Source organism: Streptomyces sp. NPDC057697 (assembly GCF_042799335.1).
Lineage (GTDB): Bacteria > Actinomycetota > Actinomycetes > Streptomycetales > Streptomycetaceae > Streptomyces.
In genome coordinates, this window is record NZ_JBHVJA010000012.1 from 181,736 (window position 1) to 208,344 (window position 26,609).

A 26,609-nucleotide genomic window follows, 5' to 3' on the forward strand; every position below is an offset into this window, starting at 1 on the left:
AGCCGACGTGGCAGGTTCCGCCCCTGCGCCCTCCGGGTCCCGAGCCCGGCGCTCTGCTGCTGAGCTACACGTCGATGGAGAGGAGACTAGGTGCCGGTCCGAAGCCGGTGCAACCATGTTTGCCGAGGGGCGGCGCCCCGTCGCACCGGCGCCGCGTCACGGTCCGGTGACCCCCTCGTCCGGGCCGGAGGAACCGAGGCTCTCCGTACGGCCCATGGCCGCCCGCAGCGTCACGGCGGCCGCTACGCCCGCCACCAGTCCACAGGTCAGGGCGGCCGGAACGCCGCCGCCGATGCTGGAGATGAACGACTCCAGCCGCCAGTGCGGGCCCGTCCCGTCCGTCACCACCCGCAGCACCTGACTCGCCAGCAGCCCGAGAACGGTCGCGCAGACCGTGCCCACCGCCATCGCCGGGACGGTGGCCCGGGTGAGCAGCCCGGGAAGCAGCCGCAGCGCCCACCAGACCACGACGAGCAGCAGCACATCGGAGGCCCGGTACAGGAGCCAGTCGCCGACGGGTGTGCCCGCCGGGCCCGACCAGGCGCCGAGCAGCAGCCACTGGCGCAGCAGATCGCCCGGTTCGGCCAACAGCCCGACGCCCGGAGAGACTTGCTGGAGGGCGGCGGCGACCGACTGGTACGAGAGCACCACCAGGGACAGCGCGATCACCAGGGTTCCGGCGGTGGCGGACAGACGGGCGGCGCGCGCCTGCACCACCGTCCGCGGCAGCGGACCGGCTCCCTTGGCGGAGACCCGTGCGACGAGCACCGTGCACACCGAGGCGGCCAGCGCGGTCACCACCAGGATCTCCCGGCCGGAGGAGATCGCACCCGCCAGCTGGGGCAGGAAGCGGTAACTGCCGCGCCCGTGCGAGGCGATCAGCCATGGCGCGGAGACGGTCACCGCCAGGGTCCCGGCCACCAGACCCCAGGCCCACACCGCGAGCAGTGTGGCCGGCATCCGGCCGCCGACCGGCGGCAACCGGCGGATCAGCAGCAGCGCCCCCGGCCCGAAGCAGGCGAAGACCGCGGCGAACCGGATCTGCAACCCTGTTGTGTAGAGCGAGAGATAGCGGGCGCCGTCCGCCCCGGCCGGGTCCCCGATCCCGCCGGACACCCCGATGCCGAATCGGACCGAGGCCGGAGGGTCGTACGACCAGGGCGTGAGCCAGCGTTCCAGCTCGGCGGCCGTCCGGCCCCCGAACACGTCGGCGGTGCCCTGGAGATGGAGTGCCTGGGCACTCGCCCCGGCCCACCACAGAAGCACCGTGAGAAGGAGTCCTCCCACCAGTGCCGGTATCGCCGCGCGTCGGTATGTCATGTGCTGCCCCCGATTCGACCGCTCACCCCGTGAATCCCCTGACCGAGGAGATTACGAGGTGCTGATCACATATGGATCACGGCCGTGCGCCCCATCGCCCGGACCACTCGGGGACGGACCGAATGCGGCGGACCGGCCGGGGACCGGTGCCGCGGCAGCCGGGCGGCCTCCGGAACCGGGCGGTCAGCCGCGGATCGCGGACAGGTCCTCGGCGCCGAGCACCAGATCGGCGGCCGCGAGGTTCTCCTCCAGATGGTCGAGCGAGCCGGTGCCGGGAATCGCCAGCACCGAGGGCGACGCCGCCAGCAGCGCGGCGATCCGCACCTGTGCCGTGGTCGCGCCCAGGCGCGCGGCGACCTCGGCGAGCCGTTCGGTGTCGAGCGGGACACCGCCACCACCGAGCGGGAAGTACGGCACATACGCGATGCCCGCCCCCTCGCACTCCGCGAGCAGCCCCGGATCGTCGGCATGCTGGTTCTGGACCGCCGCCACGGGCGCGATCGCGCGGGCCTCGGCGAACTGGGCGGCGTCGACATTGCTGACACCCAGGTGCCGGATCAGCCCCTCCGCCCGCAGCCCGGCCAGTACCGCGAACCGTTCGGCGATCGACTCGCCACCCGGCCCGGTCATCCCGCCGACGCGCAGGTAGACCAGGTCGAGGCGGTCCAGTCCGAGCGAGCGCAGATCCGACTCCACCAGGCCGCGCAGCTGATCAGGTGTCGCCTGCCCGCTCGGCACGCCATCGGGCTGGAGCAGGGGCCCCACCTTCGTCGCGACGACCAGGTCGTCACGGTAGGGGGACAGCGCCGTACGGATCAGTTCGTTGGCCCACACTTCTCCTCTGCCGTAGAAACCGGCGGTGTCGATGTGGTTCACGCCCCGTTCAACGGCGCGCCGGAGCACGGCGATGCCGGTCTCCGGGGCCCGCGTCGGACCGTCGAAGGTGCCCATCGCCAGGCGCATGGCGCCGAAGCCGAGCCGGTTGACGGGCAGGTCGCCGCCGAGGGAGAAGGTCTTGATCGTCATGGGATTCATGGTGCCCGGCATCGCCGCGGTCGGCGAGCGGCAACCAGCGGCCGTCACCGCTCCGAGCGGCCCGAGCACCTGAGGGACGCGGGCTGTGCCACGGGCCCGGCCGGGGGATAGCGTCATGCCCATGATGCAGGGCACAGGAGAGGTGACCATGACGGAGCGCGCGATTCCGCCTCGGGTGGTGGCCGCGGAGCGGATGGCCTTTGAGACGGGATTCAGGAAGAGCTGCATTCCCGAGGTGGGCAGACTCCTCGGACTGGTCGCCGCCGCCAAGCCCCATGGGGCCGTCGCGGAGAGCGGGACCGGCTCGGGGGTGGGCACCGCCTGGCTGCACAGCGGCCTCGGCGCCGCCGCACGCCTGGTCACCGTGGAGCGTGATGTGGAACTGGCCCGTCGAGCGGCAGAGGTCTTCGCGGACGACGGACGGGTCAGCGTACTCACGGGGGACTGGCGGCTGCTCAAGGACCATGGCCCCTTCGACGTGTTCTTCTGCGACGGGGGCGGCAAGCGCGACGACCCGCAGGGGGTCGTCGACCTCCTCGCCCCCGGCGGGCTTCTCGTCCTGGACGACTTCACTCCCTCGCTCGACTGGCCGCCCCGGTTCGAGGGCGAAGTGGACGAGCTGCGCCTCTTCTACCTCACGCATCCGGACCTGGAAGCCACCGAAGTACTCACCACACCGGCCACCTCGGTGATCGTTGCGACGCGTCGCGGCTGAGCCCGGCGCCGGGAGAGCCGCAGGACGGTTCGTGGCGGTGACGGGCGCGGGCGGAGCGGCGGGAACGATTCCGGGACCGGTCGCGTTATGAGCGCGCACGTCCAACTCGCCCTGCTTCGAAGCCTGATGGAGTCACATGTCGACCGCATCGCAGATTCTTCCCTCGATCACCGACCAGGCGGAGCGACTGATCCGGCTCGGAGTGCATGAGCTCGGCGGCCTCCCGGCCGCCGCACTGCGCTCCGCAGCCGAGAGGACCGGGGATCGTGCCGGGCTCCTGGTGATCCGCCCGGACCGCGTTCCGGCGTCGGCACTCGCGCCTCTGCTCCGGCACCGGGGAAAGCCCGGCTTCGTCGTGGTGGACATGGCTGACATCGACCGGTTCTCGCCCATCGAGACCCTGGCCGTACCCGACGAGCCGGTCTACGTGGTGGAGGGCCTCGACCGGGGCGACCACATGGCGAACTGGAGCCCCGACGAGGCGTTGCCCGCGATCGCCGCGGAAGGCCGCACCCCCCTGCTCCTGGCCGAGGGCATCCACTGGGTGCTCCAGCAGCCGGAGACCCTGGAGCGGGGCCGCTGCTTCATGACCATCGGCTCCCGGCTGCGGAAGGACAACGGCACGCTCGACGCCCGGACCCCGGCGCTGTGGATCAGCAACGGGACCGGGCGGGACGGCCGGGAGAACCGCGACGCGCCGAAGGTGGGCTGGTGCTGGGCGGGAAACCGACACACATGGCTCGGCTTCGCCTCCGCGACCGGCCGGACCGCGGCCTGACCACCTTCGATCACCTCCGTGCCGCAGGCCGTCGCGGAACCCGGTGTCATTTCGTGAGCATGCCTCGGCTCGACCCGCTCATGGGCCGGTGCCCCGGCGCACGGGCAGAAAGGAAGACAGCGGACATGGCATTGTCCACGGCGTTCACGAGGATGTTCGGCGTGCGGCACCCGATCGCGTCGGCACCCATGGGCGGATCGGCGGGCGGCGCACTCGCCGCGGCGGTCTCCCGCGGTGGCGGATTCGGTTTGCTGGGCGCCGGGCAGGGCGATACGGACTGGCTGGCACGGGAGTTGCCCATCGTGGCCGGTGGTGGGCAGCCGTGGGGCGTCGGGTTCCTGAGCTGGGCGGCCGGGGTCGGCGTGGTCGAGCAGGCCCTGGGGTACGGGCCGCGAGCCGTGATGCTCTCCTTCGGGGACCCGAGCCCGTTCGTCGAGCGCGTCCGCGCGGCCGGCGCGGCGGTGATCGTCCAGGTCACCGATCTGGAGGAGGCCCGGACGGCGCTGGACCTGGGTGCCGACGTCATCGTCGCGCAAGGCACGGAGAGCGGCGGACACGGGGCCCGGCGCGGCAGGGCCACCTTGCCGTTCGTGCCGGTGGTTGTGGACCTGGCGGGCCCCGTACCGGTCCTGGCGGCGGGTGGGATCGCCGATGGCCGCGGTGTGGCCGCGGCCCTGGCGCTGGGGGCCGCCGGCGCGCTCATCGGCACCCGCTTCCAGGTCACGCCCGAGTCCCTGGCGGACGGCGCGATCACCGAGGCGATCGTCAACGGGCGCGCGCAGGACACGGAACGCAACGCCGTCCTCGACATCGCCAGGGGCGCCCGGTGGCCGACGGCGAAGTACACGGCTCGCACCCTCGGCCATCCCCACCTCGACCGTTGGCGGGGAAGGGAGGCGGAACTCGCCGCGGACCCGGAGGCCCGGGACGCCTACCAGGCCGATGTGGCGCGCGGCGTCGTGCCACCGCTGCCGGTGTGGGCCGGGGAAGGCGTCGATCTCGTCGACGACCTCCCTCCCGCGGCCGATCTCGTCGCCGCACTGGCCGCCCAGGCCGAGGACGCCCTGACCCGCGCGGGAAGGCCCTGACAGAAGAACCGCGGAGGCGATCCTCCGGAGCGCTTCGACGGCCGGACGCAGGCGGTCGGCCGTCGGCGGCCGGACTGCATCCGGCGGACACCGGCACGGGAGCGGTCCGGGGGCGATGCCCCGAGGAGCGGGTGCTCCCAGCGCGGGGTCCACGGCGGCCGCCCCTCCCGGCCGCCGCACCTCGGCGCGCTTCGTGCGCCATCCGTCGCCTGCCCGGCCGAGGGCACGCACCGACCGGGGCCACAGGACGTCACGGACACCGGCCCGGTGGCTGCTCGGCTCCGCCCGATCGCACCGCGGTGCGGGCACGCCGGTGTGCCGCCACCCGTTCGCGGGTCGCGCACCGGCGCGAGCAGTAGCGGCGTTCCGGGCCGCTGCCCTGGGCGATGAAGACGATTCGGCAACTGGGCGACGAACAGACCTTGCCGGGCGGACGCTGGCGGTCCCAGACGAGGACGGTCAGGGCCATGCAGGACGAGGCGAGGAGCCACTCGGCCCAGGGGGCGTCGTCGTCCTGGTCGAGGTGGGGGTGCCAGGGGGCGCCGCCCGCGTGCGACGTCAGCCGGAGCGGTCCGGTGTGTTCGCGCAGCAGACGGTTGAGGGAGGCGGCGGCACCGTCGGCGCTCTCGGCGGCGAAGACCTCCCGGAGGAGGGCTGCCGCAGCACGCATCCCGGCGATGTCGTCAGCGGTGAGGCGGATGGGGTCCGCCTCACCGTAGGAACGCAGCACCTGGGCGATGCCGGCCGGGTCGGGCCGTTCGCCGTCGAGCGCGTTGACCAGGGCGGCGGTCCGCCGGGCCGTGGTCAGCACGGAGTGCCGGGTGGACCAGTCGTCACTGGGGGAGGACATGCGCGCAATGTAACGCATCTTGCTGATGTTTGAGTTACTTCCGTACCTTCTCGGTCATGAGAACGCGTTACCCACTCCGCCTCTATCTCGCCGGAGCCGTGGCGGCACGCACCGGGGACGAGATGTCGGGCCCGGCGCTGATGCTGGCGGGATTCGCACGGGCCGGGTCGGCCACCGAAGCGTCGGCGCTGCTCGCGGGCATCACGGTCTCCGCCGTGGTGGGCGGGCCGGTGCTGGGGGTCCTCCTCGACAGGGCGGGACGGCCCGGACGGCTGCTGGCCGGGGCCCTGGTCCTGTACGCGACTGGTCTGGGAATGATCCTCGTGGGGCTGGGCCGTCTGCCGTTCGCCGTGACCGTGTTGATCGCGGTGCTGACCGGGCTGCTGGGGCCGGCCCTGTCGGGCGGCTGGACGGCCCAACTGCCCCGGGTGGCGCCGGGCGGCCGTCTGCCTCGCGCGAACGCGCTCGATGCCATGACGTTCGGCGCGGCGAGCCTGACCGGCCCGGCCCTCGCCGGAGGCGCGGCGGAGGCGCTGGGGGCGCCGACGGCCGTGGTGGTCGCCGCGGGGCTCATCGGCCTGGCCCTGCCCGCCGCATGGATGCTGCCCGCCCGTACCGCCCCCGGGCAGGGCTCCCGCGCGGTGTCGGTGATCAGCGAACTGGCTGCCGGTGCACGGGTCATCGCCGCGAAACGGCCGCTGGCCCGCGCGACCCTGAGCTCGACCGTGTGCTGTGCGGCTCAGGGCATGCTGGCGACGTGCCTCGCACTGCTCGGCGAGCGTGTCCTCGGCGGCGCCGGCCGTGGCGCGATGCTGCTCTCCTGCGCGGCGGTCTCCGCCCTGGTGGCCAACGCCGTACTGGCACGGTTCCCGCGCTTGATGGCGCCCGACACGGTCATCTGGGCCGGTGCTCTCGTCCAGGCCGCCGCATTGGCCCTGGCCGCGTCCGGCCGGCCGGCCGTGCTCGTCGTGGCGGCCCTGATGGCCGGCATCGGTGAAGGGCCCCACCTGGCCGCCTTGTTCGCCATCCGCCACCGCGAGGCCCCGGAACACCTGCGGGGCCAGATCTTCACCACCGGAGCCAGCTTGAAGATCACCGGATTCGCCCTGGGAGCGTCGGTCGCCGGTCCGGTCGCGGACCGGTCGCTGCCCGGCGCGCTGATACTCGCGGCGGGTGTGGCGGTGCTCGCCGCGCTGGTGTGCTTCGCGCTCCCCTCGTCCACCGGCGACTCGTCGGGGATCCGTACCTCCGCCCGCTGAGGCGGCCGGCCTCCGAGTATCTGCCGCAGGGACTTCGGCCCTTCGCCTGCGGGCAGTGGCGGCACCGGTCCGGGCGATGCCGGTTCCGGTCCGGTGCCGGTCCTGAGAAGAAGGTGGCCGGAAACCGCTGCTGCGGCCCACCGTCTATCGAGTGAGCACGTCCTGACATCCCGAAGCCGAACTCGGCTTCGGCCGGGGGACTTTCGGGCAGACGGGACTCTCGATACACGGCCTAGTTCGGCGGGACGTCCTTGACGAACACGATTCCGTCGATCTCGGCCAGGTGGGCCGGATCGAGCGGGGAGTAGCCGAAGTAGGGGGACACACGAGGCACCGGCGGTGCGTCGGCCACGGCCTTCACCAACCGGCGTGCGTCGATGACGCAACGGTCCTCCGGCAGCGCGTACAGGAGCCCTTCGACGGTGTCCGGGGCGGGGGCCTCCACGCCCTGGTGCGGGATCGTGCCGAGCGCCGTGGCCAGGAAGGCGTACTCCTCGCCCAGACGCGCGCTCACGATCGCGCCCGCGCTCCACCACTCCAGCGGCAGGCCGTCCATCCGCATCGAGCTCCTGGCCCGCTGGAGATGACCGTTGTGGGCGTGGAGCAGTGCGGGGCCCCGTTCGGCGAGGGCGAGGACATTGCCGGCCATCATCGCGTCCCGCAGGGTCACCAGGCGGGTCAGGCGGCTCGGCGAGGTGTCGGCCATCCAGAAGTGGTAGCGCAGCAGACCGGTGGCGGTGCGGCCGTACAGGCGCGCCCGGTCCCAGTCCTCGCGCGAGGCCGCGGTGAGCAGCTCAGGGGTCCACGCGTCGAGCAGCGCCACCAGGTCGTCGGCGAGCAGCCGCAACTCCCTGGCCTCGGCCGACCGCCCCACGGACCGGGACGGGTCCCGCATAGCGGCGGGTTCCGTCCATCGCTCGTCCGCGCCGAGCAGCCGGTCGAGCGTGTCCGCGGTACAGGGGAGCAGGTTCGCGTCTCCCCTGGCCGCGAGGTGGTCGTACAGTGCGGTGAGTGCCTGCCTGGGGCTCGCGGCGCCCGTGATCTCCAGCGGGCCGTCGAAGCCGGCGAAGCGGAGCCGCTCGGGCACGGGCCGGCCGGTGTTGTACGCCCTTGCCCAGCGTACGAGTTCACGATTGGCCGCGGACGCACCCCAGCCGTGACTGAACCCGCGCTCCATGACCTCGTCGAGCGTGCCGGTGCCCCCGGTGACGTAGTCGTCGACGACCAGCCCCATCAGGCAGTCGCTCTCGATCGCGATCGTCCGGTAACCCTCCTGCTCGACGAGGTCCCGGAAGAGTTCGTTGCGCAGGTCGAGCAGGGTGTCCTCGCCGTGGGTGGGCTCGCCCAGGGCGAGGAGCCGCGGCCGGGCGGGGAGCAGTCGCATGACGGCGGTGGACCCGAAGGCATGGGCGGTGTCTCTGATGTCGGTTGCCATGCGTTCAACGCTATCGTTGAACTCTCGGTTGAAACTTTTCCTCGATATCGACAGGGTCATGGCGCAGAACCTTCAAAACGGTGTGAGGCTCCGGCCGGTCGATCTGGCGCGCGGGTCCGGTCTGTCCACCCAGGCGGTCAGGAACTACGAGGCGGAGGGCATCCTTCCGGCCGCGGTCCGGACCCGTCACGGCTATCGCACCTACACCCCGCTGCACGCACAGGCCCTACGCGCGTTCCTCGCCCTGGTGCCCGGTCACGGGCACCAGAGGGCGGCATCGATCATGCGGGCGGTGAACGAGGGCGCCACCGAGGAGGCGTTCCGGCTCATCGACGAGAGCCACGCCCAACTCCTCGACGACCGTGGGACCCTCCGGGCGGTGGAGAACGCACTTTGTGGCCTGGCGCCCGGCCCGGCGACCGGATCGGACCCGAAGGCGTCCGGGCCGGGCGGCACATTCATCGGGCCATTGGCGAGGAGGCTCGGGATCCGGCCCGCGACGCTGCGCGCATGGGAGCGCGCGGGCCTGGTGAGCCCGGGGCGCGACCCGCGGACCGGCTATCGCGTCTACGTCGGGGCCGACGTCCGGGACGCCCAACTGGCCCACCAGCTCAGACGGGGCGGCTATCCGCTGGAGCGGATCGCCCCGCTGATCACGCAGGTGCGGTCGGCCGGCGGCCTGGAACCACTGGAGTCCGCCCTGTGCGACTGGCGCGGCAGGCTGTCCGCCCGGGGGCGTGCGATGCTCGCCGGGGCCGCCGAGTTGGAGGTGTATCTCCGCGAGCGCGGACGAGCGCCGGCCACCGGGTGAGAAAGCGACACGGGTGCCGGGCGCGCGTCCGGAGCCGGTGCGGCGGCCGCCTCGCGGCTGGGCCGGACGACGTGGGCGCGTGCGGGGCCACCGGTGAGGGTTACGGGCGGCGTCCCCACGCGGAGATCATGGGGGCGGTGGCGAGGTCGAGCCGTCCCGTGGCGACGTTCGCCAGATGACGGTCGATCTCCTCGTCGGTGGCCAGCCCCGCGGCCACCAGCCGGTCGCGGATCTGCCGCACGGTCGCGGCTTCGAGGACGGCACAGGCCGGCGAGGTGATCGGGAAGTACGCGTCGGCCCGGACGTCCTCCAGACCGGCCTCGCGCAACAGCCGGGGCATGGTTCGCCCGTACGCGAGGTCCGCGCCGCGTGCCGCCATCAGGTCGCGGAAGCCGGACCGCAGCCGGTTCGCGAGCCGCTGCTCCGGACCGGACTCGTCCGGACACAACAGCGGCTGCAGCCCGGGGTCGGCGTCCTCCAGCAGCAGCCGTCCGCCCGGCCGCAGCGCCCGCACCATCCGGCGCAGCGCCTCGGCCCGGTCGGTGACGTGCACCAGGACCAGCCGGGCGTGGACGAGGTCGAAACCACCGGGCGGCGGCGGGTCGGCCGCCACGTCGTGCCGCACCACCTCGACCACGCCGCCGTCGATGTCCCGGGTCCACGACACGTCGATGTCGGTGGCCACCACCGAGCCCTCCGGGCCGACCCGCTCGGCCAGCCCGAGAGGTACGGACGGGGAACCCGCCCCGACCTCCTAGCACCGCATGCCACGGGTGATGCCCAGGGCGTCGACGTGCCGGAACGTCACCGGATCGAACAGCTCGCCGAGGGCGCCGAAGCGGATCCCTGCCTCCGACTGCCGGTTGTCCAGCAGATAGCCCTGATCCGCGTTGTTCTCAGCCATGGGGCGATTCTGGCAGAGGGGGTACGCGGCGGTGTGCTGCCTACGGTGCCGAACCCCCCGGGCGCCAGCCCCGGCGGCGGGCCCGGGGGAGGGTGAACGCGACGTAGCCGGTGATGAGGGCGGCGGCCGCGGCGGCGGAGGCGACGGCGACGGCCGTGGTGCGTCCGGGGCGGGCCTCGCGGGGCGGCATCGCGAGACCGCCCGGGGCGCGCGGCGTCGCGTGGGCGGCGGGTCCGGGCCCCGGGGCGGTGACGGCCGCGGCGGGATCCACCGTGCCCGCGCCGACCAGCGCCCGGTCCGCCGGGATGTGGTACGCGGTCGCGGTGAGTCGGCCGGCCAGCTGAGCGGGCGTCAGGTCGGGATGGGCGGAGACGGCGAGCGCCGCGGCACCCGCGACGAAGGCGGTGGCCATGTCGGCACCGTCGCCGGTGAAGCCGCCCGTGCCGCCGGGGCCGACGCTCATCACGGCGGTGCCGGGCGCGGCCAGGTCCGGGGCGGTACGGGGGGCGAGCTTCTGGTCCGGGACACCGCCCGGCCCGAGGGCGGCGACGGCCAGGACGTCGGGCAGTGCGGCCGGGTAGGCGGCCGGGGCGGGTGTGGCCCCGGACAACGGGACGGCGCCGCCCGCTCCGTACGCCGGGGCGATCACGAGTGCGCCGTGGCGTCCCGCGTCGCGGACCGCTTCGGCGAGCGCCGGACTGCTTTTGGCCAGGGCGATCGGGACGTCGATGACGCGTGCGCGGCGGGCGACGGCCGCACGGATCCCGGCGGCGACGCTGTTCGCGGTGGCGGTGCCGTCCGACGCGGTGGCGCGTACGGCGACGATCCGGGACTCCGGGGCGACCCCCGCGAATCCCGTGCCGGGACGGGGCGCGGCGGCGATCAGGCCCGCGACGAACGTGCCGTGGCCGATGCAGTCGGTCCCGGCGGCGGCGGACGCGGGCGTGACGCGGCCCGCCAGCGCCGGGCTGTGCGCCGCGTCCACTCCGGTGTCGACGACGGCGACGGTGGCGCCCGCGCCCCGGGTGGTGTCCCAGGCGCGGGACGGGGCGATGTACTGCTGCGGCCACGGGACGTCGGCGGGGTGCCGCCGGGACGGTTCGACGCAGCCGCCGCTTCGGGGCGGGGCCGCGGAGATCCGGGGCAGGGCGGGGTCGGCGGAGGCCGGGGCCGCCACCGCGAGCAGCGCGGTCACCGCGAGGGTGGCGGTGAGGGCGGCGAGTCCCCGGGCGGTGCGCCGGGGGAGCCGTCCTCCACGGACCCGTGGGCCGCGCCGGTCACCACCGGCCCCGAGCGGCGGATCCGGATGGCGGGACGCCTGCGTCATCGGGATGCGCCCCCCTCCGTGGTCGGTGCCTCGGCCCTGCCGGGTGCGGCGGAGCCGGTGCGCGGCGCGCGGGTGGGCGAGGCGCCGGACGCGGTGGTGCGCGGGCGGTCCGGCGAACCGGGGCCCGGCGCCGGGGACGCCGCGCCGGGCGTCACGCGCGGGGCGGTGCGCTCCTGCCAGGGGGCCGCGGCGGCCGACGCATCCGTCCGTGGGCGGCGCGGGTCGCGGAAGGCGGCGGCGGGGCGCTCCGCCCCGCGGAGGCCCGGCAGCGGCGCGGGCGGCCCCGGAGGGGCGGCGGAGGTCCGCGGGGCGGCGGGCCCGGAGGCGGTCCGGGGGCGGGGCCCGGGGGCAAGGGGCCGCACCGGCTCGCTCACCTTCCGGGGAACCATCTGCGACGCCTCGTCCAGGACCGCCCGCGGACAGGCGGGGTTGAAGGACTCGAAGCAGGTGGCGCACCGCCCGGCATCCTGGAGCCGCCCCGTCGTCCTGCCTTCGTCCGTCATTCCGTCACATCCTCGGGAAGAAGCAGCCGCAGCTGGTCCGTGTCGGCGTCCGGGACGGACGCGAGCCGTCCGGCCTGGTGGGTCATCATCTGTTCGAGCACGGTGCGGGCGTAGCGCCCGTTGCCGAAGCCCGGGCCGCGGTCGGCCCCGGCGAAGTGGTGGCGCAGCGCCTCCAGCGTGGCCGGGGGGCACTCGTAGCCGTCCCGGGCGCTCTGGCGGCGGACGATCTCGACCAGCTCCTCGTCGTCGTAGGAGGAGAATGTGACGGTACGGCCGAAGCGGGAGGCGAGACCGGGGTTGGAGCCGAGGAAGCGCGCCATCTCGCCCTCGTAGCCCGCCGCCACCACGACCGTGTCGTCGCGGTGGTCCTCCATCAGTTTGAGCAGGGTGTCGACGGCCTCCCGGCCGAAGTCGGAGCCCGAACCGCCCTCGGGGGTCAGGGTGTACGCCTCGTCGATGAACAGCACCCCGCCCCGGGCCCTGGCGAACGTCTCCTTGGTGAGCTGGGCGGTGTGGCCGACGTAGCGTCCGACGAGGTCGGCACGGGACACCTCCACCAGCTGGCCGCGCGGCAACACCCCCATCGAACCGAGGAGTTCGCCGTAGAGCCGGGCCACCGACGTCTTGCCGGTGCCGGGCGGCCCGGTGAAGACCAGATGGTGCGCGATGGCGGGGGCGGGCAGCCCGGCGGCCTTGCGCCGGCGCGCCGCCGACACCAGGTTGACGACGGCGCGGACCTGCGCCTTGACACCGTCCAGACCGATCAGGCCGTCGAGTTCGGCGAGCAGCTCGGTGAGGCGCTCGGGGCGTCCGCCGTCCGCACCGTGCTCGCCCGCAACGGCACGGGCGGCCTCGTCGCCGACGTCCGTCGGGACGAAGACGGTGAGGTCCTCCTCGGTGATGTCGGGGGACTCGGCGAGGCGGACCGCCTGGCGGTCCACCATCTCCTCGAACACCTTGCGGGCGGCGCGTGCGTTGCCGAACGACTCGTCCCGGTGCATCTGCTCGAAGTGGTGGGCCAGCGCCCGCTCGGTGTCCTCGCGGAGCGTGAACCGGTGCTGTTCGCCCTGGCGCCGCACGATGGTGAGGAGTTCGTCCACCGAGTAGTTCTCGAACTCCAGGGTGCGGCTGAACCGGGACCCGAGGCCGGGGTTGGACTCCAGGAAGCTCCGCATCTGCTGCGAGTACCCGGCGGCGATGACGACGACGTCCTCGCGGTGGTCCTCCATCAGCTTGACCAGCGTGTCGACGGCCTCCCGGCCGAAGTCGGCGCCGCTGCCGCCGTCCGCGGTGAGGGTGTAGGCCTCGTCGATGAACAGCACGCCGCCGAGGGCCTGTTCGAAGACCTCCGTGGTCTTGATGGCGGTACCGCCGACGATCTTCGCGACGAGGTCGGCGCGTGCCACCTCCACCAGGTGGCCGGAGCGCAGGACGCCGAGCGAGGCGAGGACCGAGCCGTAGAGCCGGGCGACCGTGGTCTTGCCGGTGCCGGGCGGACCGGCGAAGACCAGATGGCGGGCGGTGGCCGGGACGGGCAGCCCCATCTCGCGGCGCCGCCGGGCCAGCTTGTTGAGATTGACGAGGGTGGCGACCTGCTCCTTGACCGCGCGCAGTCCGACGAGTTCGTCGAGCCGGGCGAGCGGTCCGGCGTGCGGCGCTCCTTCCCGGCCGCCGGTCTCCGGCGCGGCGGCGCCGTCGTCACGTCCGCCGACGACATCGGGCTCGCCGTTGCCGTCGCTGGTCAGCTCGTCCGCGGCGAGGCTGCCCGCGGGGACGGTGTGGCGGACCCCGGCGCCGGTGTTGCCGGTGACGGTGCATCCGGCGGCGCGGACGGGGCGCTCGGTCGCGACCCGGATGCCGTCGGCCCCGCCGTCGGTGAACTCGCACCCCGTCAGCTCGGCGGTGGCGCCCGCGCCGATGAGCGCGCCATGGCCTCGGCTGCGCAGCACCCGGGCCCGGACGGCGGTCAGCGAGGCCCCGTCGTCGATGACCGAGACGCCGTCGGCACCGGCGTCCTCGATCAGGGTGTCGATGAGTTCGGGGGCGCATGTGCCCGCGGCCGCGAAGCCGGCGGCGCCGCTGCCGCGGACCACGACGTCCTGCAACGCGGGGCTCGCGCCGTCGACACGGACACCGCACTGGGCGGCATCGACGACCGAGGTCCTCTCGACACGCCCGCGGGCGTCGTCCCGGGCGTGCAGACCGTGCCCGCCGGCTTCGACGATCTCGACGTCCCGGAGCCTGGCCCGGTTGCCGCCGGCCAGCACGATGCCGTGGCCGCCCGCCCGGTGCACCGTCACCCGGTCGACGCGGGGGGCGCTGTCGGAGTCGAGGAGGAGGCCCTCGGCGTGGCCGCCGGTGACCAGGGTGCGCTGGACGGTGGGTTCGGCGCTGCCGCGTACCAGGATCCCGGCGGCGAGGGAGTTCTCGACCAGACAGTCGGAGAGGGTGCCGCGGGCGCGTTCGATCGCGACGATGCCGTTGCCGCCCGAGCCCCGGGCCTCCACGTTGTCGAGCGCGGGCGCGGCGGAACCGGAGAGCAGCACGCCGTGGGTGACGCTGTCGACGGCGCAGCAGCCCGTGAGGACCGGCTGGGCGGTGGAGGAGATGTGGAAGCCGATGGTGCAGCCCGCGGTACGGACGTCGGAGAGGCGGGTGGCGGCCTGCTCCTCCAGGGCGACCCCGGGCTTGGGGGTGCCTTCCACGGTGAGGCGCTCGACGGTGCCGCCCGCGCGTCCGTTGGCGAGCAGGCCGTTGCCGCGGGCCCCGCGCACGGTGCAGTCGCGGATGGCGGGGGCCGAGTCGTCGCCGAGCACCAGGCCGGAGCTGCCGAGGTCCTCGAAGAGACAGTCCTCGACGACACTGGGTTCGGGCGAGAGATCGACGAATCCGGCGCCCGCCGGGTTGGCGATGACGCAGTCGCGCATGGCGAGGGAGCCGCGCTCACGGGAGAGCAGGGCCGTCCAGGAGTTGGCGTGCACCCGGCAGTTCTCCAGTGCGGCCTGGCCACGGGGGACATCGACGACGGGGGCGTCCTCGTCGCTGCCGCGCAGGATCAGACCGGAGAGCTTGACGGCCTCGGCGACGATCTGGACCGCGCTCCCCGAGCGGGGGGCTATCTCCGGCGGGTCGTCGGGATCGTCGGCGACCACGGTGACCATCTTGGTGATGACGAGCGACTCGTCGTAGCGGCCGGGGCGGAGGCGGACCACGCCCCCCGGGCGTGCGGCGACGAGGGCCGGCGTGATGCCCTCGTACGGGTCCGTGACGATGGTCTGACGGGCCATGGCGTTCCTTTCTGCGTCGTCGTGGTGGGCGCTGCCGCCGCTCCTTCGCCCGGGTGCCCGGACGGGCACGGGGCCCCGCCACGACCGCCGCGCGGCGCGGGCGTCCGGGATGCGGGGGGGGCGAAGGAGGCGGCAGCGGGGCCGGGCCGTCAGGACCGGTGTGCCGTCTGGATCTGCACCGTGCGGCGGCGGGTGATGTAGAGCCCCCGCCCGGCGGGCAGGACACGCGGCTTGGTTCCCGCCACCACCTGTCCCTCCGACGGCGGACAGCTCATCAGCAGCACGGGGGTGTTGGCCTCCACCATGCGACGCAGCAGCTGGTCGGACATCATCGCGCGGCCGGAGCCGTTCGCGCCGCGGGCCACGACGAGGTGCAGTCCGATCTCGTCCGCCTGGGCCAGGAACTCGTGGAGCGGGCCGAACGGGTCACCGCCCATCCCCCCGGTGGAGACCAGCTCGTGGTCGTCGACGAGGAGGAACAGCCGGGGCCCGCTCCACCAGTCGCGCAGCTTGAGCCGGGCCGGGGCGATGTCGGGTCCCGGGACCCGCTCCTTCATCGCCCGCGCCACCCCGTCGACCATCTGCCCCAGCAGGCCGGCGCCGGTGGCGTAGCCGAGACGGTGGGACTCGGGGACCGCCTCGGCGAGGCCACGCCGGTAGTCGACGAGCACGATACGGGCCTCGTCGGGGGCGTAGCGGGCACGGATGCCGTCGGCGAGGTGGGCGAGCAGGTTGGACTTGCCGGTCTCCACGTCGCCGACGACCACCAGATGCGGGTGCTCCTCGAAGTCGTGGTGGAAGACGTCGAGCCGCTGGTCCTCCAGGCCGAGCGGGACGCGCAGGTCGCCGTCGGGGGCGGGGAGCCCGGCCGCGGGAAGGTTCACCGGGAGCATCCGGACACGGGGCGCCGGAGGCCCGTCCCATCCGGCGGCGATCTCCCGGACGAGCGCGGCGACACCGTCGGCGATGTTCTCGGCGCGCGGATCCCCGTCGTTGCGGGGGAGCGCGGTGAGGTAGTGCATGCGGTCGGCCGTGAGCCCGCGGCCCGGGACCGTCGGAACGGTCGCCGCCGCCCGCATGTTGACCATCGAGTCCACGGGGTCGCCGAGGCGCAGCTCGAAGCGGGTGCCGAGCTGGTCGCGGAGGGCGGCGGAGATCTCCATCCAGCGGCCGGAGGCGATGATCAGGTGCACCCCGAAGTTGAGACCCCGTGAGGCGATCAGATTGAAGGTGGAGACGAGGTCCAGGAAGTCCTGGCGGATGGTGTTCCATCCGTCCACCACGAGGAAGACGTCCCCGTGCGCCTCGTCCGGGAACTCGCCCGCGGCACGGCGGCGCCGGAAGTCGGCCATGGACTCCACCCCCCGCTCGGCGAAGAGCAGCTCGCGGTGGGTGATGACCTGGGTGACCTCGGCGATGGTACGGGCCATCCGCTCCGGGTCGAGGCGCCCGGTGACACCGCCGACGTGCGGCAGACCGGCGAGCGAGGTGAGCGTCCCGCCGCCGAAGTCCAGGCAGTAGAACTGCACGTCGTGCGGGGTGTGGGTGAGGGCGAGCGCCGTGACCAGGGTGCGCACCAGGGTGGACTTGCCGGACTGGGGGCCGCCCGCGATGCCGACGTGGCCGCCCGCGCCGGAGAGGTCGGCCACCAGCTCGTCGCGGCGCTGGTCGAAGGGGCGGTCGATGACACCCACCGGGACGGTGAGGAACTTTCCCTCGGGGGCGCCGGGCGGGGGCAGCAGGAGATCGAGCGTCGGGGGCTCGTCCAGCGGGGCCAGCCACACCTGATGGGCGGGCGGGCCGGAGCGCTCCAGCTTGTCGACCGCGACGGTGAGCAGGCTGGGACCCGAGGTGTTCTCCTCCTCCCTGTCCGGCTCGGCCTCCGGAGCGGCCGACAGGGCCCGGGGCGCCACCCAGCCCGCCTCGAACGGCACCACCTGCCCGGCGACCACCGCCCGGCGGACCGCGGGGCGCGCGGCCCGGTACAGCCCCGACACGTAGGCGGCCTTGAAGCGGGTGAGCGCGCCGACGTCGTTCTTCAACAGGCCGCTGCCGGGCTGCGGAGGCAGCTCGTACGCGTCCGGGACACCGAGCACGCCGCGGCTCTCCATCGCCGAGAAGGTGCGCAGCGCGATGCGATAGGAGAGGTGCCCCTCCAGCTGGTTGATACGGCCCTCGTCCAGCCGTTGCGAGGCGAGCAGCAGATGTACGGAGAGCGAGCGGCCGAGCCGCCCGATCATCACGAAGAGGTCGAGGAAGTCGCGGTGCGCGGCCAGCAGTTCGCTGAACTCGTCGACCACCACGAACAGGGTGGGCAGCGGGTCGAGGTCGGCGCCGTTGGCCCGCGCCTCCTCGTAGTCACGGACGGAGGCGTAGTTGCCGGCCCGGCGCAGCAGCTCCTGGCGGCGGACGAGTTCGCCGTGCAGGGCGTCCTTCATCCGTTCGACCAGGGCCGCCTCGTCGGCCAGGTTGGTGATGACGGCGGAGGTGTGCGGCAGCCGGTCGAGCCCCAGGAAGGTGGCGCCGCCCTTGAAGTCGGTGAGGACGAAGTTCAGCGTCTCGGAGGAGTGGGTGAGCGCCAGCGCGAGGACCAGGGTGCGCAGCAGCTCCGACTTGCCGGATCCGGTGGCACCGATCAGCATGCCGTGCGGGCCCATGCCGCCCTGCGCCGACTCCTTGAGGTCGAGGTCCACATGCGCACCGTCCGCGCCGATGCCGATCGGAACCCGCATCCGCTCCGCAGAGCTGCGGGAGCGGTGCAGATCGGCCGGATCGGCGCCGAGCAGGTCGCGGATGCCCAGCAGGTCCGTCAGCTCCATGTCCTCCTGCAAAGGGCGTTCAGCCCGTGCGGCGGCGCCCAGCCGGAAGGGGGCCAGGGTGGTGGCGAGCGCGCGCGACGCGTGGAGGCCGAGGGCGTCCGGGCGGCCCAGCTCCGTCTCGGTGGGCTTGCCGTCCGGGGCGGTGGACAGCAGCGCCAGGGAGTCCGGCCCGACGCGCAGCCGCAGTGTGCCGCGTACCTGGCAGGCCCCGTCCAGGGTGCCGCGGACGTCGACGACGACGGTGTTGCGGTACCCGGTCCCGGCGAGCCGGGCCCCGGGCGGCACGGACGCCGTGTCCAGGACGACGACGGTGAACGGCTCGTCGCGGCTCGGCTCCGCACCGGGCTCGAACGACGGCCGGCCGGCGAACTCCTCGCCGAGCAGCGGTTCCAGCTCGGAGACCGTCTCGGCCACCAGCCGGGCCGAGCCCACCCCGTCGACATCCGCCTGGTGCTGGACGTGCGGCAGCCACTTGGCCCACGACCAGGACGGCAGTGCGTCCCCGTCCGCCACCACGGCGATCGCCAGGTCCTCCGGGGCATGTGCCACGGCGAGTTGGGCGACCAGGGCGCGGGCCGCGGCACGGGAGGTGGGGCGGTCCTCGTCCGCCGCGGTGAGCAGCACCCTCGCGAACGACCGCAGCCGCACGGCCACCGGCTGCTCGCCGACCGTCGAGTAGGTGTGGATGAAGCGGCGCAGGGCGTGGGCGGAGAGCGGTTCCAGGTCCTCGACCGGCTTGGTGGAGAGCGGCGCGAGGGTGAGGGCGAGCTGCTGCTCGCCGGTCCCTATCCGGACCTCGCCGAAGTCGTCATGGGTGGCGCGCCGTTCCCACAGGCGGCCGGTGCGGGCGACCGACCACAGCGCCTGTGGCAGCGGGTGGCGCCACTCCTGGGCCCGCCGCTGCTGTTCGACCACCTTGCGGATGCGGCGCCGACTGGTCGTCAGGTAGCGGAGATAGTCCCGCCGTTCGGCGCGCAGCTTGCGCTTGCGGTCCCCGGCGGCCCGGAGGAACTGGGCGACCAGCATGCCGACCGCCGAGGTCGCCATCATCCCGATCGACACCCACATCAGCACGCCGTTGCCGTCACCGGGGCGGATGAAGATGAGCACCATGCCGAGCGAACTCAACGCCATCGGCAGGTAGGTGATGATGCCGCTCATGGCGCCCTGGGGCTCCGGGAGGGACGGGGGCTCCTGGAGCGTCAGTTCCCCCTCGGGCATGCGCGGGCCCACCCGGCGCGGGGGCCGTCGAAAAGTGACGGTGCTCAAACCGGCTCCCGACTCGAAGTGTCGACGATTCGAAATCGGCGGCTCATGCTGCCGATTATCGGTGGTCGGACGAACGTACAGTCATGACGAACTTCACGATAATGTGCAGTCGTTCCCGGGTCGAATCCCGATCGGAAATACAGGCGGGAGTGAATCGCGCACCGTGAGCGACAAGACCGCCGGGCTCTGCCGGATAACCGTCAGAAGTCCGGAGAAAACCTTCGAACTAGGCATACCGGCCGATGTCCCGCTCGCCGATCTGCTGCCGGTACTCGTCGAGTACGCCGGCGGAGATCTCGACGAGCAGGGCCTGGAACACGGCGGCTGGAGCCTTCAGCGGCTCGGTGCGGCCCCCCTCGACGAGGAACGCACCCCGGCCTCCCTGGAGCTGCGGGACGGTGAGACCCTCTACCTGAGGGCGCGCCACGAGACCCTGCCGGAGGCCGACTTCGACGACTTGGTCGACGGCATCGGTGAGACCCTGCGCGCCCGCCCCGACACCTGGCGGCCCGAGCTGACGCGCCGCCTGCTCATCGGATTCACCGTGGCGGCGCTGGCCGCCGGCCTGTTCACCGTCCTGCTGCCGGGCGCCGCGATGTGGCGCGCAGGAGCCGCCGCCGCCGTCGCGCTGCTGCTGGTGGCAGGCGGCCTCGCCGCCTCCCGGGCGGTCGGCGACGCGGGCGCCGGGGCGGCGCTCGGCGTGCTGGCCGTCCCCTACCTCGCCGTCGCCGGGGCGCTCGTCCCGGCCGCCGGGCACGGCGAGGACATGCTCGGCCCCCGGCTGCTGGCGGGGGGCACCGCGGGCGCGGGCGCGGCGATCATCGCGCTGGCCGCGGTCGGCGCCTTCGCACCGCTCTTCCTCGGGGCGTTCACGGTGGCCCTGTTCGTCGCGGCGGCCGGTGCGATCGCGCTGGCCGGGATCCCGAGCGCCCACATCGCCGGCTGGCTGGCCGTCGCGGTCGTCCTGGCGGGCGGGTTCGTACCCGGCCTCGCCTTCCGGTTCGCCGGGATGCGGATGCCGCCGCTACCGTCCAACGCGGGCGAACTGCAGGAGGGCATCGAGCCGTTCCCCGCCCAGCAGGTACGCGAGCGGGCCGAGCTGGCCGACCAGTACCTGACCGGGATGTACGTCGCCCTCGGACTGGTGGCCGCCGCCTGCGAGACCGTACTGCTCACCGACCCGGACGGCTGGACGGCCCCGCTGCTCGCCGTGGTGCTGAGCACGCTGCTGCTGCTCCACGTACGGGTGGTCGGCGCCGTGCGACACCGGCTCGCGATGGCGATTCCCGGCGCGTACGGACTGGCCCTGGCCGGCGTGCTGCGCGCGATCGACCTGGGGCTGCCCGGACGGCTGGAGATCACCGCCGCCTTCGCCGCGACCGCCGCCGTCACCGCGATCGCCGCGTGGACGGTACCGGGACGGCGGCTCGTCCCCTACTGGGGCCGCGGCGCCGACCTGCTGCACACCTTCTGCGCGCTGGCACTGCTGCCGCTCGCGGTGCTGCTCGCCGGGGTGTTCGGCGTGCTGCGCGGAATCCGGGGGTGAGGCGCTGATGGCGGTGCAGTCGCGCAAGGACCAGGTGCAGGCGCATCTGTACGTGATGGGCAGGCTCTCCAGCGGCCTGCTGCGGGACGACCCCGACTCACCCGACACCCCGACCGCGCGGACCTGGCGGGGTATCCGCTGGGGCGCGCTCGTGGTGGCGCTGGCCTGCGTGGTGACGGTGCTGTACGGGCTGATCAAGCCGGGCGGCGGGACGTCCTGGCGGACGCCGGGGGCGCTGGTCGTCGTCAAGGACACCGGCGCCCGCTACCTGAACGTCGGCGGGGTGCTCCACCCGGTGCTCAACGAGGCGTCCGCGCGGCTGGTGGCCGGGGACCGGATGACGGTCGAGCAGGCCATGGCCGCGTCGCTCGCCGACGCCCCGCGCGGCACCCCGATCGGGATCGTGGGCGCTCCGGACGGGCTGCCCGAGGCGCCCGGCCCCGAGATGTGGGCGGTGTGTGCCGGAGCGCAGCCGACCGGTGCCGCGGGCGGCACGGGGCCGCTGACCAGCGTGGTCGTCGGCGGTCCCGCCGAATCGGGGGACGGGCTCGGCGCCGACCGGGGCGTGCTGGTCACGGCGCCCGGCGAGGGCCGGCAACTGGTCTGGAACGGCCGCCGCTTCCGCGTGGACACGCGGCACGGCACGGCCGCCGCGCTGGGATGGGCGGGTGTGACGCCCGTCCCCGTGAGCGCCTCGTTCCTGACGGCGCTGGACGCCGGGCCCGCGCTCGCCCCGCCGGAGATCGCCGACCGGGGCCGCCCGGGGCCGCGGCTGGCGGGCGGCGCCACCCGCATCGGGCAGCTGTTCTCGGCCGGGGGCCAGCACTATGTGCTGCGTACGGACGGACTGGCGCCGCTGACCGGCCTGGCCCAGCGCCTGGTGCACGGCGATCCCCGGACCCAGGACCAGGCGTACGGCGGGCGGGCGGTGACGGAACGGCCGGTCGGCCCCTCCGACCTGGCGGCCCACCAGGCCCCGGCCTCGGCGGCGCAGCAACTGGCGGCCGGGCTGCCCTCCTCGGCGCCCGAGGTCTCGCCGGTCGACCCGGCGCGGGAGCAGGTCTGCGCCCGGGTGACGCCCCAGGCCGACGGCCATACGACGACGGTGGCCCTGGTCCCGGCGGCCGAGGTACCGGGATCGGTCCCCGACGCACAGCCGGGGGTGGCGGCGGCGTGCGTGCCGGTGGACCGGACCTGGGTGCGCCCGGGGACGGGGGCGCTGGTCAGGGCGCGGTCGTCGGCGGGTACCGGCAACTCGCTGTATTTGGTGTCGGATTCGGGCGTTTCCTATCCGATCACGGCAGCTGGGCTGAAACAACTCGGATATTCGGGAAGTGCGGCCGTCGATGTTCCGGGTCGATTGCTGGGTCTTCTTCCGAGTGGTCCCGTTCTGGACCCGGCGACGGTCTCGAAGGGGAGAGTTGTGGGGCCGGATACAGAAGAGGAGGGATCGGTTCCGTCGAAAGAGAAACAATTGCGTGAACAATGCGATACCGGTTCGTGATCATGGTCTGTGCGCATAAGAAAATTCAAAGTTTCACGGGACAAGTACTCTCTGTGCGTATAGTCTGACGACCTGTTCAATGAGCGCTTGTGGCGCAACTCGGCGATCCGAAGAGGGAGTTCCACCATGGCCGGCGGCGGCGGTACCTACACTCGCGAACAGCAGGACATCGACAAGGCCCGGGCCGCGCTGGAGAACCACGTCGCCGCCATGGCCAAGGCCGGCAGCACCGTCCAGCAGATCCACGACGACGTGCGCCTGGCCTACGTGGCCGACTCCTCCAGCATCTTCTCGTCGAAGCTGAACGAGTGGATGCAGGCGTACACCAACATCAAGGCCAAGGTCGACCAGCTCCATCAGGGCCTCACCGCGGCCGACAAGATCCAGACGGCCGGTGAGATGGACGCCCAGGGGTATGGCCAGGCGTGGCAGTCCGGGGGCAGCTTCCACAACGCGAGCGATGCCACGTACGCCGCGCTCGGCGGCGGCAGCAACTGACAGCGGCCACGGCCCTTCCACCCCCCGAGGAGACGATCCCATGCCCAATGTCCAGCTCATCAAGGACGCCGCCAACACGGCCATCGAGGAGATGGTGGCCGCCAACACCTCGATGGTGCAGGCGCTGAACGACATGAAGGACCAGATCACCCCCCTGGCCGGCTCGTTCACCGGTGCCACCGCCACCGCCTGGCTCGACTTCCAGAACTACGTCGACACCGCCACCGCCGACATGAACCACGCCTTCGGCCAGGGCTCGCAGGCCCTGCAGCAGATGATCGACGCCCAGATCGAGGCGGACCTCAACGGCAGCGGACAGTTCTGATGGGCGACGGCGAACAAGGCGGGACCGGGACCTACAAGGTCACCGAGGGATATCTGCAGGGGCTCGCGGATCAGCACGTCAACGCGTTCCTGGAAGACCTGAAGACCAATCACGCCGTCCAGATGCTCCGCGGTTTCGCCGGCGACACGACCGCCGGCGGTGCCACCTTCGACCGCATCTACGCGGGTTCGGGCAAGGGCGTGACGAGCGCGGCGCTGCTCCAGGACCGGTTCGCCACGTTCAGCAGCCAGCTCAAGACCCAGCTCGACAACTTCAACGTCGGCATGACGAAGCTCTACTTCGACCTCGGCAAGGTCGACCTCGCGCTCAAGGGCGGCGAGGACAGCGCCTCCGACATCAGCAAGACCGCGTTCGACACGGTGACCAAGGACGCGCTGGCCCAGTTCGGCGGCTCCGCGCCGGGCGGCAGCGGATCCACGTCCACGCTGTAGCGGACAGCGGCAGAATCACGGAAGGGTGAGCGTGGCACGTGGGCAAGGACTACAACTGGGAGTCGGTGCTCTCCACCTACACCACGGCCACGCCGACCAGCCGCATGGACATCGGCGGCAGCGGCGACGGCCACAACAGCTGGTTCGAGAAGCACGCGGTCAACACCACGGACAACGACCCGTACTTCGGCCCGGACGGCTACGACTTCTACTGGAGTTTCACCTGGACGCCGCCGGCGACCAAGGTGGAGCGTCACATCCAGATGGGCCTGACGCTCAGCCGCCTGGTCGGCAGCAACGACGCGGACACACCGCTGTACAAGTTCGTCCATGAGCCCTTCCAGTTCCTCGAACCCGCCCTGACCGAGGGCGGGAGCGACGTCATCAAGCTGCACAGCTTCGACGACGCGGGCATGGCCGTGCGCGGCGTCCAGCAGCTGCTCGACCAGTGGGCGCAGCAGCTGGCGAAGCTGGGCGACGGCATCGACGTCCCGGACTCGGAGTTCCAGGGCAGCGCGGCGGGGTCGCTCAAGAACATCCTGGCCGGTATCGGGGGCGAGCTGACCCAGATCGTGCGGCAGCTGACCAAGCCCGACTGGACGAAGGAGATCGACGCGGCGCGCACCCAGCTCCAGACCAGCACGGAGCGACTGCGCGCGGCGCACGAGGCGTGGCTCAACACACCGGAGTCCATGCCGGTCAACCACATCCGGCCGCTCTGGCTCGTCGCGGTGCTGATGCTGACGCTCGACATGCTGATCAGCGACACCGACACTCCGACGCACGTGGCCTTCGGCGACCCCCATGACCAGGGGTTCTGGGACCGTATGGAGGCGGCGGGGAAACAGGGCTGGCTCGGCCACGTCGGCCAGATGCTCGACCCGGCGGCCGGCGAGCAGGGCAACGCGCTCGACGGCGCCTATCAGAAGGCCGCGGACGAGATCCGTGACCTCCAGGCGCCGACCTGGATCACGCCGTACTCGGGGTCGGGCTCCGGCAACAGCGAGATCGACAAGGCGAAGAAGCAGCTCGAAGACGAGCAGAAGAAGCTGGAACAGCAGGCGAAGGACCAGGAGAAGCAGCTCCAGACCCAGCAGGACCAGCTGACGAAGCAGAAGGACCAGCAGCAACAGGACCTGAAGGACCAGCAGGACGAGCTGAAGAAGCAGTCCGAGGACCAGCAGAACGACCTCAAGAAGCAGTCCGAGGACCAGCAGAACGCGCTGAAGAAGCAGACGGACGACCTGAACAAGCAGGCCGACGAGCTGAAGAACGGCCCGAACGCACAGGTCCCCCCGCCCGGTGGCACCCAGAAGCAGCTTGACGACCTCAAGAAGCAGGCCGACCAGCTCGGCACCACCTACGACGCGGACAACCTGCCCCCCGGCTCCAAGGTCAACAAGGACGGCACCGTCACCGGCCCGAACGGGCAGGTGCTGAAGAACCCCGACGGCAGCACCGTCAAGGTGCCACCGGGGACCAAGGTGCCGTCCGGCGGGACCACCGAGGAGGAGCTGCGGCGGCAGCAACAGCAGCAGCGCCGCAACCTCCAGCAGGAGGCCCAGGCCCAGGAGCGCCAGTTCCAGCAGCAGCGCGCACAGCAGGAGGCCGAGCGCAAACAGGCACTGGCCCAGCAGCGCCAGTACGAGCAGTCGCTCCAACGCGCCCGGGAGCAGGTGCGCAGCTCCGGCAGCGAGGAACTGCTGCGGAACGCCGGCAAGGGCGGAACGCTGAAGATGCGGAACGCCGACGGGACCTTCTCCGAAACTCGGCGCAACCCGCTCACCGGCGAGGAGGTCGCGCCGGGCGCCGGGCGGGTCAGGACCACCTCCACCGAACCCGACGTGAAGGCCGCACAGGAGACCGCCGCGACCGGGCGGCGCACCTCGTCCCAGTCCCCGGCCATGCCGCCGCCCGGCGGTGGCGGGGCTCCGGCCGGACAGGAACAGCACCGGGAACGCAAGAGCTACCTGGACGAGGACGAGGACACATGGGGCACCCAGGAGTGCTCCACCACGGGGGTGATCGGCTGATGACGGATCAGAACGGCGGCGGCGTCGGGAACGGCGGCTCCGCACAGCGCCCACGCTCCGCCCGCGAGCAGTTCGAATCGGTCCTCGGCTCGACGCTCCAGGAGCAGTTCGGCGAGATGCAGCAACAGGTCCGCGCGCACACCGAGAAGCTCGCGTCCGTCCAGCGCGAGCTGGCCGCCCGTACCTCCACCGTGCGCTCCAAGGACCGCGCCATCAGTGTCACCGTGGGCATCCAGGGAGAGGTCCGCGAGATCAAGTTCCACAACGAGGACTACCGGCGGATGGACCCGGCCCGCCTCGGCAAGACCCTGACGGAACTGATCGGCAGGGCACAGGCCGAGGGCACCGAGGCCGCGCGCGAGGCATTCGAGCCGCTGCGCGGCAAGGGCGCCGAGATGCGCCACTCGATGCTGGCGGGCTCGCCCATCGAGGAACTCCTCGCCCCGATCCGGGAGATGACGAAGAACCTGGGCGGGGCGGCCGGCCCGCGGGGAGGCGCGAGCGATGGCTGACGGCAACGAGCTGAAGGCCGGCGACGCCACCTGGAAGGGGTTCGCCGACTACGAGAACCTCGGCGCGGCCCTGGCCAAGGCACATGCCAACGTCGACACCATCAACGACCTCAACACCCGGGGCGGCGGCACCGGCGAGGACGACTCGTCGAAGCAGTACCTGGAGCAGATTGCGACGGGCATGCCGCCGCTGACCGACACCCTGAAGATGCTGGACATCCTGGTCACCCGGCTGGGCCAGACCGGGCAGGACGTGAAGAAGCTCTTCGGCGACGCCGAGGAGCAGGCCGCCGTGCTCGCCAAGGACTGGAAGGCGGCTGGAGGGGACCAGTGACGCGC

General features: G+C 72.9%; 21 protein-coding genes, 1 tRNA gene and 1 pseudogene. 13 read left to right on the forward strand and 10 right to left on the reverse strand.

The window, feature by feature from the left end:
- Positions 1-2: 2 nt before the first annotated feature.
- The 3 genes from ACFVFH_RS27805 to ACFVFH_RS27815 form a co-directional block, all read right to left on the reverse strand.
- Positions 3-74: transfer RNA gene (locus tag ACFVFH_RS27805), tRNA-Pro, on the reverse strand.
- A gap of 82 nt (positions 75-156) precedes the next feature.
- Complete coding sequence (locus ACFVFH_RS27810; protein WP_383773506.1) at positions 157-1,320, reverse strand: hypothetical protein; 1,164 nt, start codon at positions 1,318-1,320, stop codon at positions 157-159.
- 183 nt (positions 1,321-1,503) lie between these two features.
- Entirely contained in the window at positions 1,504-2,346 is an 843-nt protein-coding gene (locus ACFVFH_RS27815; protein WP_383773508.1) for an oxidoreductase, read from the reverse strand.
- Positions 2,347-2,476: 130 nt separating this feature from the next.
- Here ACFVFH_RS27815 and ACFVFH_RS27820 point away from each other — a divergent pair, with 130 nt between their 5' ends.
- From ACFVFH_RS27820 to ACFVFH_RS27830, 3 genes are all read left to right on the forward strand, one after another.
- Positions 2,477-3,070 (forward strand): O-methyltransferase, encoded by a 594-nt coding sequence (locus ACFVFH_RS27820; RefSeq protein ID WP_383773510.1) that lies wholly within the window; start codon positions 2,477-2,479, stop codon positions 3,068-3,070.
- A gap of 136 nt (positions 3,071-3,206) precedes the next feature.
- On the forward strand, positions 3,207-3,848 hold the full coding sequence (locus tag ACFVFH_RS27825) for a DUF5701 family protein (RefSeq protein ID WP_383773512.1): 642 nt from the start codon (positions 3,207-3,209) through the stop codon (positions 3,846-3,848).
- Between the two features lie 125 nt (positions 3,849-3,973).
- On the forward strand, positions 3,974-4,936 hold the full coding sequence (locus tag ACFVFH_RS27830) for a nitronate monooxygenase (RefSeq protein WP_383773514.1): 963 nt from the start codon (positions 3,974-3,976) through the stop codon (positions 4,934-4,936).
- Between the two features lie 250 nt (positions 4,937-5,186).
- Here the strand turns inward: ACFVFH_RS27830 and ACFVFH_RS27835 are convergent, their stop codons facing one another.
- Positions 5,187-5,786, reverse strand: a complete 600-nt coding sequence (locus tag ACFVFH_RS27835) for a CGNR zinc finger domain-containing protein (protein WP_383773516.1) — start codon at positions 5,784-5,786, stop codon at positions 5,187-5,189.
- 56 nt (positions 5,787-5,842) lie between these two features.
- Here ACFVFH_RS27835 and ACFVFH_RS27840 point away from each other — a divergent pair, with 56 nt between their 5' ends.
- A complete protein-coding gene (locus ACFVFH_RS27840) occupies positions 5,843-7,045 on the forward strand; it encodes an MFS transporter (protein ID WP_383773518.1) in 1,203 nt (400 codons plus the stop codon).
- A gap of 232 nt (positions 7,046-7,277) precedes the next feature.
- Here ACFVFH_RS27840 and ACFVFH_RS27845 read toward each other — a convergent pair whose 3' ends face one another.
- On the reverse strand, positions 7,278-8,480 hold the full coding sequence (locus ACFVFH_RS27845) for an erythromycin esterase family protein (protein WP_383773520.1): 1,203 nt from the start codon (positions 8,478-8,480) through the stop codon (positions 7,278-7,280).
- Between the two features lie 58 nt (positions 8,481-8,538).
- On the opposite strand from ACFVFH_RS27845, the gene ACFVFH_RS27850 reads away from it, so the two are divergent.
- On the forward strand, positions 8,539-9,291 hold the full coding sequence (locus ACFVFH_RS27850; RefSeq protein WP_383773522.1) for a TioE family transcriptional regulator: 753 nt from the start codon (positions 8,539-8,541) through the stop codon (positions 9,289-9,291).
- Between the two features lie 100 nt (positions 9,292-9,391).
- Here ACFVFH_RS27850 and ACFVFH_RS27855 read toward each other — a convergent pair.
- The 5 genes and pseudogenes from ACFVFH_RS27855 to eccCa all read right to left on the reverse strand — a co-directional run bounded on the left by ACFVFH_RS27855 (position 9,392) and on the right by eccCa (position 19,352).
- Positions 9,392-10,195: pseudogene (locus ACFVFH_RS27855) on the reverse strand (methyltransferase domain-containing protein).
- A gap of 40 nt (positions 10,196-10,235) precedes the next feature.
- A complete protein-coding gene (locus tag ACFVFH_RS27860) occupies positions 10,236-11,522 on the reverse strand; it encodes a S8 family serine peptidase (protein WP_383773524.1) in 1,287 nt (428 codons plus the stop codon).
- A complete protein-coding gene (locus tag ACFVFH_RS27865) occupies positions 11,519-12,025 on the reverse strand; it encodes a hypothetical protein (RefSeq protein ID WP_383773526.1) in 507 nt (168 codons plus the stop codon). The genes ACFVFH_RS27860 and ACFVFH_RS27865 overlap by 4 nt, the downstream gene beginning before the upstream one ends.
- Positions 12,022-15,312, reverse strand: coding sequence for a right-handed parallel beta-helix repeat-containing protein (locus tag ACFVFH_RS27870; protein WP_383773528.1), 3,291 nt, complete (start codon positions 15,310-15,312; stop codon positions 12,022-12,024). The genes ACFVFH_RS27865 and ACFVFH_RS27870 overlap by 4 nt, the downstream gene beginning before the upstream one ends.
- A gap of 149 nt (positions 15,313-15,461) precedes the next feature.
- The gene (gene eccCa / locus ACFVFH_RS27875) at positions 15,462-19,352 is read right to left on the reverse strand and encodes a type VII secretion protein EccCa (RefSeq protein ID WP_383773530.1); all 3,891 of its coding nucleotides are present in this window, start codon (positions 19,350-19,352) and stop codon (positions 15,462-15,464) included.
- A 211-nt stretch (positions 19,353-19,563) separates the two neighbouring features.
- Here eccCa and eccD point away from each other — a divergent pair, with 211 nt between their 5' ends.
- From eccD to ACFVFH_RS27915, 8 genes are all read left to right on the forward strand, one after another.
- Positions 19,564-20,946, forward strand: coding sequence for a type VII secretion integral membrane protein EccD (eccD, locus tag ACFVFH_RS27880; protein ID WP_383773532.1), 1,383 nt, complete (start codon positions 19,564-19,566; stop codon positions 20,944-20,946).
- 7 nt (positions 20,947-20,953) lie between these two features.
- On the forward strand, positions 20,954-22,450 hold the full coding sequence (gene eccB / locus ACFVFH_RS27885) for a type VII secretion protein EccB (RefSeq protein ID WP_383773534.1): 1,497 nt from the start codon (positions 20,954-20,956) through the stop codon (positions 22,448-22,450).
- 126 nt (positions 22,451-22,576) lie between these two features.
- The gene (locus tag ACFVFH_RS27890) at positions 22,577-22,948 is read left to right on the forward strand and encodes a hypothetical protein (RefSeq protein WP_383773536.1); all 372 of its coding nucleotides are present in this window, start codon (positions 22,577-22,579) and stop codon (positions 22,946-22,948) included.
- 40 nt (positions 22,949-22,988) lie between these two features.
- Positions 22,989-23,273: a WXG100 family type VII secretion target gene (locus ACFVFH_RS27895; RefSeq protein WP_383773538.1), complete on the forward strand. Its 285-nt coding sequence runs from the start codon at positions 22,989-22,991 to the stop codon at positions 23,271-23,273.
- The gene (locus tag ACFVFH_RS27900; RefSeq protein WP_383773540.1) at positions 23,273-23,725 is read left to right on the forward strand and encodes a hypothetical protein; all 453 of its coding nucleotides are present in this window, start codon (positions 23,273-23,275) and stop codon (positions 23,723-23,725) included. Before ACFVFH_RS27895 ends, ACFVFH_RS27900 begins: the two co-directional genes overlap by 1 nt.
- A 38-nt stretch (positions 23,726-23,763) precedes the next feature.
- Positions 23,764-25,758 carry a hypothetical protein gene (locus ACFVFH_RS27905; protein ID WP_383773542.1) on the forward strand — a complete coding sequence of 665 codons (1,995 nt, stop codon included), beginning with the start codon at positions 23,764-23,766 and terminating at the stop codon, positions 25,756-25,758.
- Positions 25,758-26,270 (forward strand): YbaB/EbfC family nucleoid-associated protein, encoded by a 513-nt coding sequence (locus ACFVFH_RS27910; RefSeq protein WP_383773544.1) that lies wholly within the window; start codon positions 25,758-25,760, stop codon positions 26,268-26,270. Before ACFVFH_RS27905 ends, ACFVFH_RS27910 begins: the two co-directional genes overlap by 1 nt.
- Positions 26,263-26,604: a hypothetical protein gene (locus tag ACFVFH_RS27915; RefSeq protein WP_383773546.1), complete on the forward strand. Its 342-nt coding sequence runs from the start codon at positions 26,263-26,265 to the stop codon at positions 26,602-26,604. Before ACFVFH_RS27910 ends, ACFVFH_RS27915 begins: the two co-directional genes overlap by 8 nt.
- Positions 26,605-26,609 lie beyond the last annotated feature (5 nt).

What these genes read in the sequence shown, in the direction of transcription:
- ACFVFH_RS27810 (WP_383773506.1), bottom strand. Translation starts at nt 1,320, where the DNA reads ATGACATACCGACGCGCGGCGATACCGGCACTGGTGGGAGGACTCCTT.
- ACFVFH_RS27815 (WP_383773508.1), bottom strand. Translation starts at nt 2,346, where the DNA reads ATGACGATCAAGACCTTCTCCCTCGGCGGCGACCTGCCCGTCAACCGG.
- ACFVFH_RS27820 (WP_383773510.1), top strand. Translation starts at nt 2,477, where the DNA reads ATGATGCAGGGCACAGGAGAGGTGACCATGACGGAGCGCGCGATTCCG.
- ACFVFH_RS27825 (WP_383773512.1), top strand. Translation starts at nt 3,207, where the DNA reads ATGTCGACCGCATCGCAGATTCTTCCCTCGATCACCGACCAGGCGGAG.
- ACFVFH_RS27830 (WP_383773514.1), top strand. Translation starts at nt 3,974, where the DNA reads ATGGCATTGTCCACGGCGTTCACGAGGATGTTCGGCGTGCGGCACCCG.
- ACFVFH_RS27835 (WP_383773516.1), bottom strand. Translation starts at nt 5,786, where the DNA reads ATGTCCTCCCCCAGTGACGACTGGTCCACCCGGCACTCCGTGCTGACC.
- ACFVFH_RS27840 (WP_383773518.1), top strand. Translation starts at nt 5,843, where the DNA reads ATGAGAACGCGTTACCCACTCCGCCTCTATCTCGCCGGAGCCGTGGCG.
- ACFVFH_RS27845 (WP_383773520.1), bottom strand. Translation starts at nt 8,480, where the DNA reads ATGGCAACCGACATCAGAGACACCGCCCATGCCTTCGGGTCCACCGCC.
- ACFVFH_RS27850 (WP_383773522.1), top strand. Translation starts at nt 8,539, where the DNA reads ATGGCGCAGAACCTTCAAAACGGTGTGAGGCTCCGGCCGGTCGATCTG.
- ACFVFH_RS27860 (WP_383773524.1), bottom strand. Translation starts at nt 11,522, where the DNA reads ATGACGCAGGCGTCCCGCCATCCGGATCCGCCGCTCGGGGCCGGTGGT.
- ACFVFH_RS27865 (WP_383773526.1), bottom strand. Translation starts at nt 12,025, where the DNA reads ATGACGGACGAAGGCAGGACGACGGGGCGGCTCCAGGATGCCGGGCGG.
- ACFVFH_RS27870 (WP_383773528.1), bottom strand. Translation starts at nt 15,312, where the DNA reads ATGGCCCGTCAGACCATCGTCACGGACCCGTACGAGGGCATCACGCCG.
- eccCa (WP_383773530.1), bottom strand. Translation starts at nt 19,352, where the DNA reads ATGCCCGAGGGGGAACTGACGCTCCAGGAGCCCCCGTCCCTCCCGGAG.
- eccB (WP_383773534.1), top strand. Translation starts at nt 20,954, where the DNA reads ATGGCGGTGCAGTCGCGCAAGGACCAGGTGCAGGCGCATCTGTACGTG.
- ACFVFH_RS27890 (WP_383773536.1), top strand. Translation starts at nt 22,577, where the DNA reads ATGGCCGGCGGCGGCGGTACCTACACTCGCGAACAGCAGGACATCGAC.
- ACFVFH_RS27895 (WP_383773538.1), top strand. Translation starts at nt 22,989, where the DNA reads ATGCCCAATGTCCAGCTCATCAAGGACGCCGCCAACACGGCCATCGAG.
- ACFVFH_RS27900 (WP_383773540.1), top strand. Translation starts at nt 23,273, where the DNA reads ATGGGCGACGGCGAACAAGGCGGGACCGGGACCTACAAGGTCACCGAG.
- ACFVFH_RS27910 (WP_383773544.1), top strand. Translation starts at nt 25,758, where the DNA reads ATGACGGATCAGAACGGCGGCGGCGTCGGGAACGGCGGCTCCGCACAG.
- ACFVFH_RS27915 (WP_383773546.1), top strand. Translation starts at nt 26,263, where the DNA reads ATGGCTGACGGCAACGAGCTGAAGGCCGGCGACGCCACCTGGAAGGGG.